This window comes from Cellulosimicrobium sp. NPDC030954 (assembly GCF_055571305.1).
This window is the reverse complement of record NZ_JBVIFN010000001.1, coordinates 808,116-823,845: the sequence shown is the minus strand read 5'-3', so window position 1 is coordinate 823,845 and position 15,730 is coordinate 808,116. Positions and strand designations below refer to the sequence as shown.

The 15,730-nt window shown below is 76.2% G+C and carries 15 protein-coding genes; 4 read left to right on the top strand and 11 right to left on the bottom strand.

The features are described from left to right. Positions 1-2: 2 nt before the first annotated feature. The 6 genes from ACZ402_RS03485 to ACZ402_RS03460 all read right to left on the bottom strand — a co-directional run bounded on the left by ACZ402_RS03485 (position 3) and on the right by ACZ402_RS03460 (position 5,282). Complete coding sequence (locus tag ACZ402_RS03485; RefSeq protein WP_375822734.1) at positions 3-818, bottom strand: sulfurtransferase; 816 nt, start codon at positions 816-818, stop codon at positions 3-5. 92 nt (positions 819-910) lie between these two features. Further along, entirely contained in the window at positions 911-1,462 is a 552-nt protein-coding gene (gene rimI, locus ACZ402_RS03480; protein ID WP_375822236.1) for a ribosomal protein S18-alanine N-acetyltransferase, read from the bottom strand. Continuing rightward, a complete protein-coding gene (tsaB, locus tag ACZ402_RS03475) occupies positions 1,459-2,196 on the bottom strand; it encodes a tRNA (adenosine(37)-N6)-threonylcarbamoyltransferase complex dimerization subunit type 1 TsaB (RefSeq protein ID WP_375822237.1) in 738 nt (245 codons plus the stop codon). The genes rimI and tsaB overlap by 4 nt, the downstream gene beginning before the upstream one ends. Positions 2,197-2,242: 46 nt before the next feature. After that, positions 2,243-2,824 carry a tRNA (adenosine(37)-N6)-threonylcarbamoyltransferase complex ATPase subunit type 1 TsaE gene (tsaE, locus tag ACZ402_RS03470; protein WP_375822238.1) on the bottom strand — a complete coding sequence of 194 codons (582 nt, stop codon included), beginning with the start codon at positions 2,822-2,824 and terminating at the stop codon, positions 2,243-2,245. Continuing rightward, entirely contained in the window at positions 2,821-4,143 is a 1,323-nt protein-coding gene (gene alr / locus ACZ402_RS03465; RefSeq protein ID WP_375822239.1) for an alanine racemase, read from the bottom strand. The genes tsaE and alr overlap by 4 nt, the downstream gene beginning before the upstream one ends. A gap of 14 nt (positions 4,144-4,157) precedes the next feature. Beyond that, a complete protein-coding gene (locus ACZ402_RS03460; RefSeq protein WP_375822240.1) occupies positions 4,158-5,282 on the bottom strand; it encodes a GlxA family transcriptional regulator in 1,125 nt (374 codons plus the stop codon). Between the two features lie 70 nt (positions 5,283-5,352). On the opposite strand from ACZ402_RS03460, the gene ACZ402_RS03455 reads away from it, so the two are divergent. After that, the gene (locus ACZ402_RS03455; RefSeq protein WP_375822241.1) at positions 5,353-6,198 is read left to right on the top strand and encodes an MBL fold metallo-hydrolase; all 846 of its coding nucleotides are present in this window, start codon (positions 5,353-5,355) and stop codon (positions 6,196-6,198) included. Between the two features lie 7 nt (positions 6,199-6,205). Here the strand turns inward: ACZ402_RS03455 and ACZ402_RS03450 are convergent, their stop codons facing one another. Then, positions 6,206-7,114, bottom strand: a complete 909-nt coding sequence (locus tag ACZ402_RS03450) for a pseudouridine synthase (protein WP_375822242.1) — start codon at positions 7,112-7,114, stop codon at positions 6,206-6,208. Between the two features lie 104 nt (positions 7,115-7,218). Beyond that, the gene (locus ACZ402_RS03445; RefSeq protein ID WP_375822243.1) at positions 7,219-9,045 is read right to left on the bottom strand and encodes a bifunctional ADP-dependent NAD(P)H-hydrate dehydratase/NAD(P)H-hydrate epimerase; all 1,827 of its coding nucleotides are present in this window, start codon (positions 9,043-9,045) and stop codon (positions 7,219-7,221) included. Between the two features lie 128 nt (positions 9,046-9,173). On the opposite strand from ACZ402_RS03445, the gene ACZ402_RS03440 reads away from it, so the two are divergent. After that, the gene (locus ACZ402_RS03440; RefSeq protein WP_375822244.1) at positions 9,174-10,223 is read left to right on the top strand and encodes a TIGR03560 family F420-dependent LLM class oxidoreductase; all 1,050 of its coding nucleotides are present in this window, start codon (positions 9,174-9,176) and stop codon (positions 10,221-10,223) included. Between the two features lie 84 nt (positions 10,224-10,307). Here ACZ402_RS03440 and ACZ402_RS03435 read toward each other — a convergent pair whose 3' ends face one another. Both ACZ402_RS03435 and glmS read right to left on the bottom strand, forming a co-directional pair. Next, a complete protein-coding gene (locus tag ACZ402_RS03435; RefSeq protein ID WP_375822245.1) occupies positions 10,308-10,658 on the bottom strand; it encodes a holo-ACP synthase in 351 nt (116 codons plus the stop codon). A gap of 129 nt (positions 10,659-10,787) precedes the next feature. Next, on the bottom strand, positions 10,788-12,665 hold the full coding sequence (glmS, locus tag ACZ402_RS03430; RefSeq protein ID WP_375822246.1) for a glutamine--fructose-6-phosphate transaminase (isomerizing): 1,878 nt from the start codon (positions 12,663-12,665) through the stop codon (positions 10,788-10,790). Positions 12,666-12,791: 126 nt separating this feature from the next. On the opposite strand from glmS, the gene ACZ402_RS03425 reads away from it, so the two are divergent. Together ACZ402_RS03425 and coaA are read left to right on the top strand one after the other, a co-directional pair. Further along, positions 12,792-13,685, top strand: a complete 894-nt coding sequence (locus ACZ402_RS03425) for a DUF72 domain-containing protein (protein WP_375822247.1) — start codon at positions 12,792-12,794, stop codon at positions 13,683-13,685. Between the two features lie 138 nt (positions 13,686-13,823). After that, the gene (gene coaA, locus ACZ402_RS03420) at positions 13,824-14,813 is read left to right on the top strand and encodes a type I pantothenate kinase (RefSeq protein WP_375822248.1); all 990 of its coding nucleotides are present in this window, start codon (positions 13,824-13,826) and stop codon (positions 14,811-14,813) included. Between the two features lie 36 nt (positions 14,814-14,849). On the opposite strand, the gene ACZ402_RS03415 is transcribed toward coaA, so the two are convergent. Beyond that, complete coding sequence (locus ACZ402_RS03415) at positions 14,850-15,572, bottom strand: DedA family protein (RefSeq protein ID WP_375822249.1); 723 nt, start codon at positions 15,570-15,572, stop codon at positions 14,850-14,852. Positions 15,573-15,730: the final 158 nt, after the last annotated feature.

Sequence of the window (15,730 nt, the reverse complement as noted above, 5' to 3'; positions counted from 1 at the left end):
CGTCAGGGCGCGACGGGTCGCGCGGGGTCGTTCGACCACTGCGACCACGAGCCCGCGTACAGGGCCGCGTCGACGCCCAGGGTCGCGAGCGCGGCGACCTCGTGCGCGGCGGTCACGCCCGACCCGCAGTACACGCCCACGGCGGGCCGCGCCGCGCCCGGCTCCCGCTCCACGACGCCCAGCCCCGCGAACCGCGCGCGCAGCGCCGCGGCGTCCAGAAACGTCCCGTCCGCGGCGAGGTTGCCCGTCGTCGGCGCGCTCACCGCGCCCGGGACGTGGCCCGCCCGCGGGTCGACCGGCTCGACCTCGCCGCGGTAGCGCTCGCCCGCGCGCGCGTCGAGCAGGACGCCCGACGTCGCGAGGTCGGCCGCGCCGTCGGCGTCGAGCACGGGCAGCCCGCCCGGTATGACGGCGACGTCACCCGCCTCGGGCCGCACGTCGCCCTCGTCGAGCGCGTGCCCGGCCGCCTGCCAGGCGGCGAGCCCGCCGTCGAGGATCCGCACGTCGTCGTGCCCCGCCCAGCGCAGCAGCCACCAGGCGCGCGCGGCGGACGTGCCGCCCACGGCGTCGTAGACGACGACCGGTCGGTCCGCGCGCACGCCCCAGCGTCGCGCCGCGGCCTGGAGGTCGGCGGGGTCGGGCAGCGGGTGCCGGCCCGCTGCGGCCGAGGGCGGCGCGGCGAGCTCGGTCTCGAGGTCGACGTAGACCGCGCCCGGGACGTGCCCCGCGCGGTGCTGCTCGCGCCCGTCGGTGACGCCGAGCGCCCACCGCACGTCGAGCACGACGGGCGGGCGGTCGCCCGCGAGCGCCGCAGCCAGGGAGGGCGCGGTGACGAGGACACGGTCACGGCGCGCGGCGTCGGACCCGCGGTCGTCCGTGCCGAGGCCCGGGCCGCGCGGCGCGGACGCGGTCACGCGACGGCGCCCGTCTCGGACGCCGTCCCGTAGTCCGGCGCGTCCGGTCCGTCGGGCGTCGTGGTCGCGCCGAGCTCGAGCCGCATCGTGTAGGCGTCCACGTCCTCCGGCTGGTAGTAGCGCTTGCGGATGCCGAGCTGCTCGAACCCGTACTTCGCGTAGAGCGCGAGCGCCGGGTCGTTGTCGACCCGCACCTCGAGCAGCACCGCGCTCGCGCCCAGGTCGCGCGAGCGGTCGATCAGCGCCTCCAGGAGCGTCGAGCCGACGCCCTGGTGCTGGAACGCGGGGTCGACGCCGAGGGTCATGACCTGCGTGACGTCGCCGTCGAACCAGAGGCCCGCGTAGCCGACCACGGGCTGCGGGCCGGCGGCGTAGAGCCGCACGGGCTCCGCGGCGACGTACCAGCGTCCGAGGCCCGCGAGCTCGTCGGCGAGCATCCCGTACGTCCAGGCGCCGCGCCCGAACAGCTCGCGCTCGAGCTCGACGACACGGTCCAGGTCGGCCGCCCGGAGCGGTCGCAGGCGGATCTCGTAGCGGCGCGCGCTCATCGGGCCACCTCCGGCGCGGGGCTCGTCGCGGGCGCGCTGTCGCTCACGCGCTTGCGCGCCGCGGCCTCGTGGACGTCCGGGCGGCGCAGGTACAACGGCTCGGTCGGCTGGTCCGTCCCCGCGGCCCGGCGCGCGATCGCGAGCCGGGCAAGGACGGCGGCGTCGGGGACCTGCGGCGCGTCCTCGGCGGCGTCGAGAGCGTCCGGGTAGAGCTCGCCGCCCTCCCCCACGACGACGGCGCCCGCGGCGTGCTCGGCGACCGCGGTCGCCGGACCGACGTCGGGCCCCGCAACCGTCTCCAGCACCGGCACGGCGTGCGGGCCCTCGTGCGCGACGACGCGGTAGCGCGCCCAGTACACCTCGCGGCGGCGCGCGTCGGTCGCGACGAGCAGCTCGTCGTCGGGCTCGAGGCCGAGGTCGCTCACCGCCTGGGCGGCGATCGCGTCGAGGCTCGGGACGCCGAGCACGGGGACGCCGAGCGCGAAGCCCAGCGTCCGGGCCGTGACGAGCCCGACCCGCAGGCCCGTGAACGGCGCGGGGCCCGTGCCGACGGCGACGGCCGTGAGGTCGCCGCGATCGACCCCGGCCTCGGCGAGCACCTCCTCCACGAGCGGGGCGAGCGCCTCGGCGTGCCGGCGCCGCTCGGGCGCGTCGCGGCGGGCGAGACGAGCCCCGTCGTCGGAGACGACGGCGACGGTGACGGAGGCGGAGGTGTCGAGCGCGAGAACAGCCACGGCCCCAGCCTACGGCCGAGACCGCGACGTCCTCCTCGCGAGCGGGCTAGCGGGTCAGCGCCGCGACGTCGAGGTCCGCCCAGCGCGCGCCGACGCCGCGCACCGTCACCCGGCGCGCGCCCGCCTCGGGCGCGTCCTCGTCGTCGGCCGCACCGCCGGGCACGACCTCGGTCGCGTCGCCGCGCGGGCGCTCGAGCACGAGCTCGAGCCGGTCGCCCGCGAGCGCCTCGACGAGCCCGCTGCCCCACTCCACGACGGTCACCGACTCCTCCAGGCTCGAGTCGAGGTCGAGCGCGTCGACCTCGTCGAGCGAGCCGAGGCGGTACGCGTCCACGTGCACGAGCGCGGGGCCGCCCACGAGCGACGGGTGCTCGCGCGCGACGATGAACGTCGGCGACGCGACCTGCCCGCGCACGCCGAGCCCGGCGCCGATGCCCTGCGTGAGCGTCGTCTTCCCCGCGCCGAGGTCGCCCGTGAGGATCACGAGGTCGCCCGCGCGCAGCACGCCCGCGAGGGCACGGCCGAACGCGCGCGTGGCGTCGGCGTCGGGCAGGACGACGACGCCGTGCGCGTCGGCCACGTCGGCGGGGGGCCCGGCAGGCTCCGTGGGGGTCGGGTCGTCGCTCATGCGCGGACCGTCCTTTCCGTGCTGGGGTGCTGTTCGTGCGCGAGCAGCGCCCGCGCGCCGTCGTCGAGCACGTGGGTCCCCACGTGCTCGCGCGGCACGCGCACGCCGAGGCGCGTCGTGATCTCGTAGCTGATGGTCCCGGCGGCCCGCGCCCAGTCCTCGGCGGTGGGGACGCCGTCGTGCTCGACGCCGTCGCCCGCGCCGAACAGCGTGACGACGTCGCCCGCGCGCTCGGTCGCGTCCGGGCCGAGGTCGAGCACGAGCTGGTCCATGCACACGCGGCCCGCGACGCGCAGGACCCGGCCGCCGTCGCCGGGACGCCCGCCGACCAGGACCGGTCCGCCGGGCGCCCCCGCGGGACCGCCGCCCGAGGCGTGCCGCGGGATCCCGTCCCCGTAGCCGAGGGGGACGACGCCGAGCGTCGTGTCCTGCGGGGTCGTGTAGTGGTGCGAGTAGGAGACGCCGTGCCCGCCCGGCACGCGCTTGACCGTCGCGAGCCGAGCCTCGAGCGTCATCGCGGGTCGGAGCCCGTACCGCGACGGCGGCCCGAGCTGCGGCACCGGCGTCATGCCCCACACCGCGAGGCCGGGGCGGACGAGGTCGTAGTGGGTGCGCGGCGCGGTCAGCGTCGCGGCGGAGTTCGCGAGGTGGCGCAGCTCGGGCGCGACGCCCGCGCGCTCCGCGAGCCGGACCGCCTCGTCGAGCACGTCGGCCTGCGCGACGACGCTCGGGTGCCCGGGCTCGTCGGCGAACGCGAGGTGCGACCAGAGCCCGACGACCCGCACCGCGCCCTCGGCCTGGGCGCGCGCGACGGCGTCGAGCACGTCGGGCAGGTCGGCGGGCATGATCCCGTTGCGCCCCAGGCCGGTGTCGACCGCGAGGTGCACGCGCGCGGTCCGGCCGGCGGCACGCGCCGCGGCGACGACCTCGTCGACAGCCCAGCGCGCGGCGAGCGACACGTCGACGTCCGCGTCCACGAGCGCGCGCAGCGGAGCTCCCGGCGGGTAGAGCCACGTGAGGACGCGCGCACGGTCCAGCCCGATCCCGGCGGCGCGCAGCGCGAGCGCCTCGCTCGGCTGCGCGGTCCCGAGCCACGTCGCGCCGCCCGCGAGCGCCCCGAGCGCGCTCGCCACGAGGCCGTGCCCGTACGCGTCGGCCTTCACGACGGCCATCACCTGGGCCGACGGCGCGAGCGCGGCGAGGGAGCGGACGTTGTCCCGGACCGCGGCCAGGTCGACGACGGCGCGGGCGGGGTAGGCGGGTGCTGCGGGGGCACCGGCGGGTGCGCCGGTCGGGGTCGTGCGCTGGGTGTCGCTCACGGTGGACGATTCTCTCACCGTCGTCGCCCGGCGAGCGGGCGCGCCGGGTCGCGGTCGTCCGGGCGGCCCGCCGGGGTGCCGCCGAACTCGACCCGGTACCGCGACGGGCTGGTCCCCAGCCGCGCCCGGAAGTGGTGGCGCAGCGACTCCGCCGAGCCGAGGCCCGCGGCGTCCGCGACCCGGTCCACGGCGAGGTCGGTCGTCTCGAGGAGCTCGCGCGCCCGGTCGACGCGCTGGTCCAGCAGCCACCGCACCGGGCTGAGGCCCGTGCGCGCGGCGAACCGGCGGGTGAACGTGCGCCGCGACGTCCCCGCCGCGCGCGCCCACGCGTCCAGCGAGATCGGCTCGTCGAGGTGCGCCCGCGCCCAGACCATCGCGAGCTCGACGGGGTCGGCCGTGTCCTGCGGCGGCACGGGCGCGGGGACGAACTGCGCCTGCCCGCCCGTGCGGTGTGGCGCGAGCACGAGCGCCCGGGCGACGTGCGCCGCGACCCGCGCGCCGTGGTCCTGCCGGACGAGGTGCAGGCAGCAGTCGAGCGCCGCGGCGGTCCCGGCCGACGTGACGACGTCCCCGTGGTCGACCCACAGGACGTCGCTGCGGACCGTCACGGCGGGGTGGTCCCGGCCGAGCCGCTCGGCCGCGCGCCAGTGCGTCACGACCTCCCGCCCGTCCGCCACGCCGCTCGCCGCGACGAGGAACGCGCCCAGGCACAGCCCGACGACGCGGGCGCCGCGGGCGTGCGCGGCCCGCACCGCGGCCAGGAGCGCGGGCGGCGGTTCGACGTCGGGGTGCCAGCTCGGCAGCACGACGGTCGCCGCGCCCTCGATCGCCTCCAGCCCGTGGTCGACGTGGAGCGCGAAGCCGGCCGACGTCGCGAGCCGCCCGGGCGTCGGCGCGCAGACCACGACGTCGTACGCGGGCCCCGCGCCCCCGGCGAGCGCGTCCGAGCCCAGGACGAGGCTCGGGACGGCGAGGTGGAACGGGCTGATGCCGTCGAACGCCACGACGGCGACGCGCTCGGGGTGCCGGGCGGGCTCGCGCGCGCGCTCGTGGGCCGGCACCCGGGCGGACTCCCGCGCGCGCTCGTGGGCCGGCACCCGGGCGGACTCCGCGACGTCGGCGGCGGCCAGGAGGGTCATGGCCTGATCCTACCGATCATCGACCTGCGGGCCACTGTCGGGTCGACGTCCCGCACGGGAGGCTCGACCCATGACCACCGCACCGCACCCCGTCCCCCGGCCCGACGAGACCGCGCGCGCGATGCCTGACGACGGCGGGCTCACCCTGCTCCACGTCGGCGGGCCGGCGCTCCTGCTCCGCCTCGGCGGGCTGACGATCGTCTCCGACCCCGGGTTCGACGCGCCCCGCGACTACCCGCGCCCCGGCGGCGGCACGAGCACGCGCCTGCACGGCCCGGCCGCGTCGCCCGACGCGCTCGGCCCGCTCGACGTCGCGCTCGTCTCCCACGACCAGCACGTCGACAACCTCGACCTCAGCGGCCGGGCGCTCCTGCCGGACGTCCCGCACGTCCTCACGACCCCCGCGGGCGCCGCGCGGCTCGCGCCCGAGGTCCCGGGCGTCGTCGGGCTCGCCCCGTGGGAGTCGGCCGTGCTGCCCCGGCCCGACGGCGGCGCGCTGCGCGTGACCGGCGTCCCCGCGCGCCACGGGCCGGAGGGCGCCGAGCGCGTGCTCGGCGACGTCACCGGGTTCGTGCTCGACGGCGACGGGCTCCCGCGCGTCTACCTGTCCGGCGACAACGCCGCCCCGGGGCTCGTCGCGGAGGTCCCCGACCGGGTCGGGCCCGTCGACGTCGCGATCGTCCACGCGGGCGCGGCGCGCGTCCCCGCGATCCTCGACGGCGCGGCGCTCACGCTCGACGGCGCGGGCGTGGCCGAGGTCGCGCGGCTCCTGCGGGCGCGCGTCGTCGTCCCGGTGCACGCCGAGGGGTGGGCGCACTTCAGCGAGTCGGTCGCCGACGTCGAGCGGGCGTTCGCGGCCGCCGGGCTGACCGACGTCCTGCGCGTCCCCCCGCCGGGCGTCGCGCTCCGGCCGTGACGACCTCTCACCAGGCGTCGAGCGCCCGGTCGGTCTCGAAGCGCCGCGGCTGCCCGGTGAGCGGGTCGGCGAAGGCGAGCGAGCGCGACACGAGCTGGAGCGGGCGCGCGTAGTCGTCCGGCGCGACGTCGTACGGCTCGGGGTAGAAGTTGTCGTGCACGATCGGCACCCCGAGCCGGGCCATGTGCAGCCGGAGCTGGTGCGTCTTGCCGCTGTGCGGCTCCAGCCGGTAGCGCGCGAGACCGCGGGCCGGGTCGGTCTCGATCACGTCGACGCGGCTCTCCGCGTTGGGCTCGCCGGCGACCTCCTCGGCGCGCATGACGCCGCGGCGCTTGACGATGCGGCTGCGCACGGTCGCGGGCAGGTCCAGCGCCGGGTCCCACGGGGCGACCGCCTCGTACGTCTTGCGCACCTCGCGTCGCGCGAAGAGCTCCTGGTACGCGCCGCGCACCTGCGGGCGCAGCGTGAGCAGCAGGACTCCCGCCGTCACGCGGTCGAGCCGGTGCGCGGGGCTGAGGTCGGGGAGGTCGAGGTCGCGCCGCAGCCGCACGAGCACCGACCGCGCCACGTACGCCCCGCGCGGGATCGTCGCGAGGAAGTGCGGCTTGTCCACGACCAGCAGGTCCCGGTCGCGGTGCAGCACCCGGACCTCGAACGGCACCTCGGGCTCGACCGGCGGGTCCCGGTAGAGGAACACGAAGCCGCGCGGCTCGTACGGCGTGGTCGCGTCGACCGGCCGGCCGCGCCCGTCGACGACCTCGCCCGCCGCGACCTTCTCGGCCAGGCGTGCGGCGTCGTCCGGGAACCGGTGGCGCACGTAGTCGAGCGTGCGCGTGTACCGCGCGACGCTCTCGGCGTCGTGCGGCAGCACGAGGCGCGTCGGGTTGAGGCCGTCGCGCACGGGGAGGGGGACCACGCCCTCCACGGTACCGGCGCGTCCTGCCCGGGCCTGTCAGCACCCCACGGGTCCCAGGGCCCGCGGGGCGCTGACGGGTCGAGGCCTCGCGAGCACCGCGCCGCTCAGCGCGCGGCGAGCAGCCCCGCGACGACGGCGGGGACCGCGTCGGCGACGTCGAGCGCCGCGACCGGGCCGCCCGGGTTCGCGCGCTCCGCCGCGAGGCCGTGCACGACGGCGGACGCGGCCGCGAGCTCCGCCGCCAGCCCCGGCACCCGGACGACCCGCGCGGCGTGCGCCGCGAGCACCGTGCCGAGGATCCCGGCGAGGACGTCCCCTGCGCCGGCGGTCGCGAGCCACGCGGGCGCGTCCGCCTGCGACCACGCACCCTCCGGCCCGACGACGACGGTTGCCGAGCCCTTGAGCAGCACCGTCGCCCCCGTGGCTGCGTGCGCGCGCCGTGCCCACCGCAGCGGCTCGGCCTCGACGTCGGCGCGCGTCACGTCGTCACCGCGCGACCGCAGCAGCGTCGCGAGCTCCCCCGCGTGGGGGGTGAGGACGACCGACGGCGGGCAGCGGTCGGGCAGCAGCGACAGCGCCCCGGCGTCGACGACCACGGGCACGCGCTCCCCCGCGGCGTCGGCGGCGTCGGCGTCCGCGGCGGCGGTGCTCGTCGCGGCGGCGAGCGCGTCCCGCACCCGCTCGTGCTGCCCGCCGTCGTCCACCGGGTCGTCGTCCGGGCCGGGGGCCGCCGGGACGCCCGGGCCCAGCACCCAGGACTGGACGCGGCCCGGGGCGGGCACCACCTCGGGGCGGGCCGCGAGGACGGCGCGCGTGGCGTCGTCGGGCCCGCGGTAGCGCACCATGCCCGGACCGGTGCGGACGGCCGCGCTCGTGACGAGCACCGCGGCGCCCGGGAACGTCGGCGTGCCGGCGACGACGCCGACGACGCCGCGCGTGTACTTGTGGTCGGTCGCGTCGGGCACGGCCCAGAGGGCGGCGACGTCCGCCGGTTCCAGCCGGCGCACGACCGGCGTCGCGGTCCCGCGGTCCGGGGCGTGGGCCCCCTCCCGAGCAGACGAGCCGTCCGGAGCGGGCGAGGCGTCCGGAGCGGACGCGTCCGGGGTCCGCGTGCCCAGGCGCAGCCCGATGTCGACGACCGCGCCGTGACCCGCGAGGTGCGTCGCGGGCGGCAGGAGCAGCCCCGGCTTGGCGGCGCCGAACGTCACCGTGCGGTCGGCGCGCAGCACGGGACCCGGCACCGTCCCGTCGTCGACGCCGATGCCGCTCGGCGCGTCCACCGCGACGACCCAGGGACGGCCTCCCGACCCGTCGCGGGCGCCACCACCCGCCCCGGGCGCGTCGTCCCCGTCGAGCACCCCACCGGGTACCCCGCCGGGCGCCCGTCCGTCGAGCACCGCGGAGACGTGCCGCACGAGGTCCGCCGCGACGCCGCGCAACGGTCCCCGGGCGCCGATGCCGACGAGGCCGTCCAGCACGACGTCGGCCCGCAGGACCTGCGCGGCGACGCGGTCGGCGACGTGCGGGTCCAGGTGGTCGTGCGGGCGGTCCGCGCGCGTCGGGTCGTCGGGGCTGCCGACGAGCACCTCGACGGACCCGCCCGCGTCCCGCAGCGCCGCGAGCCCGCCCGCGTGCGCGTGCTCGCCGGTGAGGACCGCGAGCACCTCGACGCCCCGGCGCGCGAGGTACGCACCCGCGTGGAGGGTGTCCCCGCCGTTGTTGCCCGACCCCACGAGCAGGACCGCCCGGGCGCCGGTGACGCGCCCGTCCCGACGGCCGCCGTCGGGCAGCGCGACCGACCGCCGTCGGGCGAGGTCGCGCGCGACGATCGTCGCGAGCGCGAAGGAGGCGCGCTCCATGAGCGGGACGCCCGCGGCGAGCAGCGGCTCCTCGGCGGCGCGCACGGCGGCGGCGGACCAGGCTTCGATCATGACCTCATCCTGCCCACCGTGCGCCCTCGTCGCCTGCGCGGCGGCGCCTGCGGAGCGGCGCGACCGAGCGGTGGGACGACGCTCGGGGGCGCGCTGCGGGCCGCACGGACCCGCATAGGGTGACGACCATGCGATTCGGACTCTTCATCCCCCAGGGCTGGCGCTACGACCTCGTCGACGTCGCACCCGAGGACCACTGGAAGACGATGCTCTCCCTCCTGCACTACGCCGACAACGCCGCCGCGGGCGAGCCCCTGCCGGGCGGCGAGTTCGCGTGGGACGGCGTGTGGGTCTACGACCACTTCCACACCACGCCGACCCCGAGCACCGAGGCGACGCACGAGGCGTGGACGCTCATGGCCGCGTTCGCGGCGGCGTCGCAGCGCGTGCGCCTCGGCCAGATGTGCACGTGCATGGCCTACCGCAACCCGACGTACCTGGCCAAGGTCGCCGCGACCGTCGACCACGTCTCCGGCGGGCGGCTCGAGATGGGCATCGGCGCGGGCTGGTACGAGCACGAGTGGCGTGCGTATGGGTACGGGTTCCCGAGCGCGGGCGAGCGTCTGCGCGCGCTCGACGAGGGCGTCCAGATCATGGCGAGCATGTGGCGCACGGGATCGTCGGGCACGTTCGAGGGCCAGCGCTACCAGGTGGACGGCGCGCTCTGCTACCCGCAGCCCCTGCAGCGGGTCGTCGTGGACGGCGAGGGCGCGAAGCCGAGCATCCCGCTGTGGATCGCGGGCGGCGGCGAGAAGAAGACGCTGCGGATCGCCGCGCAGCACGCTCAGTACACCAACTTCGACGGCTCGCCCGAGGGGTTCGCGCACAAGTCGGCGGTGCTCGAGCAGCACTGCCGCGACCTCGGCCGTGACTTCGGCGAGATCACCCGGTCGGCCAACTACAACGTGGTCATCGGCGAGACCGAGCAGGACGTCGCCGACCGGCTGGACCGGATCGAGGAGCACGCGCGCCGGTACTTCCCCGAGAAGGCGGACGACAACGTCGCGTCGTGGCGGAACGGCCCCCTGGTCGGCACGCCGGAGCAGATCGTCGAGACCCTCACAGGCCTGCGCGGCCAGGGTCTCGGCTACGCGATCGGCTACTTCCCGTTCGCCGCGACCGACCGCGACCAGCTCGAGCTCTTCCAGCGCCAGGTCGTCCCGGCCCTCCAGTCCTGACCGCCATACCTTGTGGGCATGAAAAGGGCCTGGTTCTCGGCCGAGAACCAGGCCCTTTTCATGCCCACAACACGTGGCGGTCGGTCAGCCCTCCGCGACGACCATGGCCGAGGCGATGCCGGCGTCGTGGGAGATGCTCAGGTGCCACGACGTGATGCCGAGCGCGGCCGCGCGCGCCGCGACCGTGCCGGTGATCTCGACCTGTGGCGGACCTCCGACGACGCGGTGCACCGTCGCGTCGTGCCAGCGCATGCCCGCCGGGGCGCCCAGCGCCTTGGCGATGGCCTCCTTCGCGGCGAACCGCGCGGCGAGCGACGCGGGCGGCAGGTCGCGCTCGGCGGCCGTGAAGAGCTTCTCCCGGAGCCGGGGCGTGCGCTCCAGGGTCTCCATGAACCGCGCGACATCCACGACGTCGATCCCCACGCCCTTGATCATGCGCCCACCCTACGGCGGAGGCCGTCCCGCCCAGGTCCCGACCAGGCGATCCCGCCACCACGAGCAGGTGGTCCTGGCTCGTCCGGGAGACCGGACGAACCAGGACCACCTGCTCGGCGCGGGGGCGGGCTACTCCACCGTGACCGACTTCGCCAGGTTGCGCGGCTGGTCGACGTCGAGGCCCTTGGCCGTCGCGAGCGCCATCGCGAAGATCTGCAGCGGCACGACGGCCAGCAGCGGCGAGAGCAGCGTGGGCGACTCGGGGACCCAGAAGATCTCGTCCGCGTAGGGGCGCACGGCGTCGTCCCCGTCCTCGGCGATGACGAGCGTGCGGGCACCGCGCGCCCGGATCTCCTGGATGTTCGAGATGACCTTGGAGTGCAGGCCCTCGCGGCCCTTCGGCGACGGCACGACGACGAACACCGGCTGCCCCTCGTCGATGAGCGCGATCGGGCCGTGCTTGAGCTCGCCCGCGGCGAAGCCCTCCGCGTGGATGTACGCGAGCTCCTTGAGCTTCAGCGCGCCCTCGAGCGCGACCGGGAACCCGACGTGGCGACCGAGGAAGAGGACGGACGTCGCGTCCTTCATGGACCGCGCGGTCGCGCGCACGTACTCGCCGCGCTCGATGACGGTCTGGATCTTGCGCGGCATGTCGCGCAGGTCCTCGAGGATCGCCGAGATCTCGTCCGGGAACTTGTTCCCGCGCAGCTGCGCGAGGTAGAGGCCCAGGAGGTACGCGGCGGTGATCTGCGACAGGAACGCCTTGGTCGAGGCGACCGCGATCTCCGGCCCGGCGTGCGTGTAGAGCACGGCGTCGGACTCGCGCGGGATGGTCGACCCGTGCGTGTTGACGATCGAGATGACCTTGGCGCCCTGCTCGCGCGCGTGGCGCACGGCCATGAGCGTGTCCATCGTCTCGCCGGACTGCGTCACCGCCACGACGAGCGTCTTCTCGTCGACGATCGGGTCGCGGTAGCGGAACTCGTGCGCGAGCTCGACCTCCACCGGGATGCGGCACCAGTGCTCGATCGCGTACTTCGCGACGTGGCCCGAGTAGGCCGCCGTGCCGCACGCGACGACGATGATCTTGTCGACCGAGCGCAGCACGGCCTCGTCGATGCGCAGGTCGTCGAGCACGAGCTTGCCCGACGGGTCCGTGCGGCCGAGGAGCGTGTCGGCGACGGCGTGCGGCTGGTCGTGGATCTCCTTGTCCATGAAGGACGAGAACCCGCCCTTCTCCGCGGCGGCCGCGTCCCAGTCGACCGTGTACCGCTTGGCCTCGGCCGGGTTCCCGTCGAAGTCGGTCACCTCGACCGACGTCGGCGTGATCGTGACGATCTGGTCCTGCCCGAGCTCGAGCGCCTCCTTGGTGTGGGAGATGAACGCCGCGACGTCGGAGCCGAGGAAGTTCTCGCCCTCGCCGATCCCGACGACGAGCGGGGAGTCGTGCCGCGCGCCCACCACCGTGTCGGGCGAGTCGGCGTGCACGGCCAGGAGGGTGAACGTGCCCTCGAGGCGCCGAGCCACCTGCCCCATCGCGAGCGTGAGGTCCTGGGTCTCGCGGTAGGCGCGCGCGAGCAGCTGCGCCGCGACCTCGGTGTCCGTCTCGGACCGGAACTGCACGCCCTCGGCGAGCAGCTCGGACTTGAGGGTGGCGAAGTTCTCGACGATCCCGTTGTGGATGACCGCGAGGCGGTCGTCGTCCGCGAGGTGCGGGTGGGCGTTGGTGTCCGTCGGGCCGCCGTGCGTCGCCCAGCGCGTGTGGCCGATCGACGCGGTCGCCGCCGGGAGCGGGTGCAGGTCGATCTCCTCGACGAGGTTCGCGAGCTTGCCCGACTTCTTGGCGAACGCGACGGCGTCGATCCCGGGCGCGACGAGCGCGACCCCGGCCGAGTCGTAGCCGCGGTACTCGAGCCTGCCGAGTCCTTCGAGAGCGACGTCGAGGGGTCGCCCCGAGGCCTCTCCGACCATGGTTCCAGGGCCTACGTAGCCCACGATTCCGCACATGGTGATCGAGTCTATCCACGGACGCGGACCCCTCCGCGGGCGCACGATCCCGCGGTTTTTCGTCAGGCCCGCTGCCAAAAGCGCCCCGGCGCGCGTGCGGCGCGACGTCCGGCGAGGCTGGGTCTCGTGCCCACCGTGCGGATCGGTCTCTCGGGATGGCGCTACGCCGACTGGCGCGGCCCGTTCTACCCGCCCGGCCTCCCCCAGCGCCGCGAGCTCGAGCACGTCGCGTCCGTGTTCCCGGCGGTCGAGCTCAACGGGTCCTTCTACTCGCTGCAGCGTCCGTCGTCGTTCGTCGCGTGGCGCGAGCAGACGCCGGAGGGGTTCACCTTCGCGGTCAAGGGGCCGCGGTTCGTCACCCACATGAAGCGGCTGCGGGACGTGCGCACGCCCCTCGCCAACTTCTTCGCGAGCGGCGTGCTCGCGCTCGGCGACCGGCTCGGGCCCGTGCTGTGGCAGCTCCCGGCACGCGCGACCTTCGACGCCGGGCTGCTCGACGAGTTCCTCGCCCTCCTGCCCCGGACGACGGCCGAGGCCGCCCGGCTCGCCGGCGACCACGACGACCGCCTGCGCGCACCCGCCTGGACCGAGGTCGACGCCGACCGTCCGCTGGTCCACGCGCTCGAGCCACGGCACGCGTCGTTCGCGAGCGCCGCGGCGCTCGACGTGCTCCGACGGCACGAGGTGGCCTTCGCGATCTCGGACGGCGCGGGCCACTGGCCGCTCGTGGAGGCGGTCACGAGCCGCCTCGTGTACGTGCGGCTGCACGGCGACACCGCGCTGTACACGAGCGGCTACCGCCCGCGCGTCCTGGACGCGTGGGCCGCCCGCGTCCGGGCCTGGTGCGAGGCCGGTCACGACGTCGAGGTCTACCTCGACAACGACGTCCACGCGCACGCCCCGGCCGACGCGCTCTCGCTGATGTCCCGGCTGCCGGACCTCGCCCTCCCCGGGCCGGGTCCGACGCCGGAGCCCGCGCGCGGCAGGCGGCCCGCACGACCCCGCGACGCCGCGCCCTGATCCCGGGCCCGCGGCGGGGTGCGCGGCCGGTGCGGGCGGGGAGCGACCCGGTCGGAACGTGACCGGACCGGGGCGCACGACGGCCCCGGCCGCGGGGCGGTGCACCGGCACCCGCACGCATCCGGCAGAATCAGTCGGGTGCCCTCCCCCGTCGACGACCCGTCCGACCTCCTGCCGGCCCACCTCGCGGCACCGTCGTCCTCCCCGTACGTCGACCTCGACCGGGCGGTGTGGAGCCGCCTGTCGGAGTCGACGCCGCTCCCCCTCACCGACGACGACGTCACCCGGCTGCGCGGGCTCGGCGACCCCATCGACCTCGCGGAGGTCGACGCCGTCTACCGCCCGCTGTCGCGCCTGCTCAACCTCTACGTGACCGCGACGTCGGGGCTGCACGAGGCGACGTCGACGTTCCTCCGCGAGGAGACCGGGAACACGCCGTACGTCATCGGCGTCGCCGGGTCGGTGGCGGTGGGCAAGTCCACGACCGCGCGCGTCCTGCGCGAGATGCTGGCCCGCTGGCCCGAGACGCCGCGCGTGGAGCTGATCACGACCGACGGCTTCCTGTACCCCAACGCGGAGCTGGCCCGCCGCGGCCTCATGGAGCGCAAGGGGTTCCCCGAGTCGTACGACCGGCGCGCGCTCATCCGCTTCCTGTCCAAGGTCAAGGCGGGCCACGCCGAGGTCAAGGCGCCCGTCTACGACCACCTCACGTACGACATCGTCCCCGGCGCGGAGGCGGTCGTGCGCAAGCCCGACGTGCTGGTCGTCGAGGGGCTGAACGTGCTCCAGCCGGCCCGGCCGAGCGCGCACGACGAGTCCACGGTCGCGGTCTCGGACTTCTTCGACTTCTCGATCTACGTCGACGCGCGCACGCGCAACATCCGGCAGTGGTACGTGGACCGGTTCCTCGCCCTGCGTCGCACCGCCTTCGCCCGGCCCGAGTCGTACTTCCGCCGCTACGCCGACCTCACGGACGAGCAGGCGGTCGAGAAGGCGAAGTCCATCTGGGACGCGATCAACGCCCCGAACCTCGAGCAGAACATCCTGCCGACGCGCGGCCGCGCGACGCTCGTGCTCACCAAGGGCTCCGACCACTCGGTCCAGCGGGTCCGGCTGCGCAAGCTCTGACGCGTCGGGGCGGGAGGAGCCCTGCGCCCCGCGTCCTCAGGAGGCGCGCGGTGCCGCGTCGGGCCGGTTCTCCGGGGTGCTCGGCTCGTCCGCGGTCTCCTGCTCCGGGGACGTCGTGCTCTCGGTCTGCGGCAGCTCGCCCTTGTGGCGCGCGCGCATCATGAGCACGCGGTCGATGACGAAGCCCGTCGCGATCCCCAGGACGACGCCCACGACCATCGCGAGCAGCGGCTCGTGGCCCAGCCACTGCGCCGCGACGAGCCCGATGAGGACCGAGTACACCGCCCAGGTGACGGCCGCGATCCCGGAGAACGCCATGAAGCGGCGGCGCGGGTAGCCCACGGCGCCGGCCGTCATGTTCACCGCGACGCGGCCGACGGGGATGTAGCGCGCGGCGAGGATGAACGACGCCCCACGGTGCGCGAGGGCCCGCTCCGCCCAGGCCACGGCCTTGCGGCCCCGGGGCGAGCGCAGGAACCGGACGCGGTCGGTGCCGATGGCGCGGCCGATCGAGAACGCGATCTGGTCGCCCGTCCACGCGCCGGCCGCGGCGACCAGGAGCACGAGGAGCAGGTTCGGCTCGCCGGTCGCGTGCGCGGACACGGCGAGGGTGATGACGACGGACTCGCTCGGGATGGGCGGGAAGAACCCGTCGATCGTCGCGAAGCCGAACAGCGCGGGATAGATCCACGCGGACGCCGCGAGGGCGAGAATCCAGGTCTCCAGATTCTCCAGGAAGGTCGACACGGCGTCGGGCAACGGCGTCCTCGTTCGTCGGCTGGCGGGGAGGCCAGGCGGGCGGCGGCGGCAGGTCGGGCGTCCTGCGCCACGACAAGCCTACGGAGCGCGACGACGTCGACCATCAGGGAAACCCCCGGTTCGCCCCTGAGGATTCCCGCCCGGCAGCGCCGCGCCCG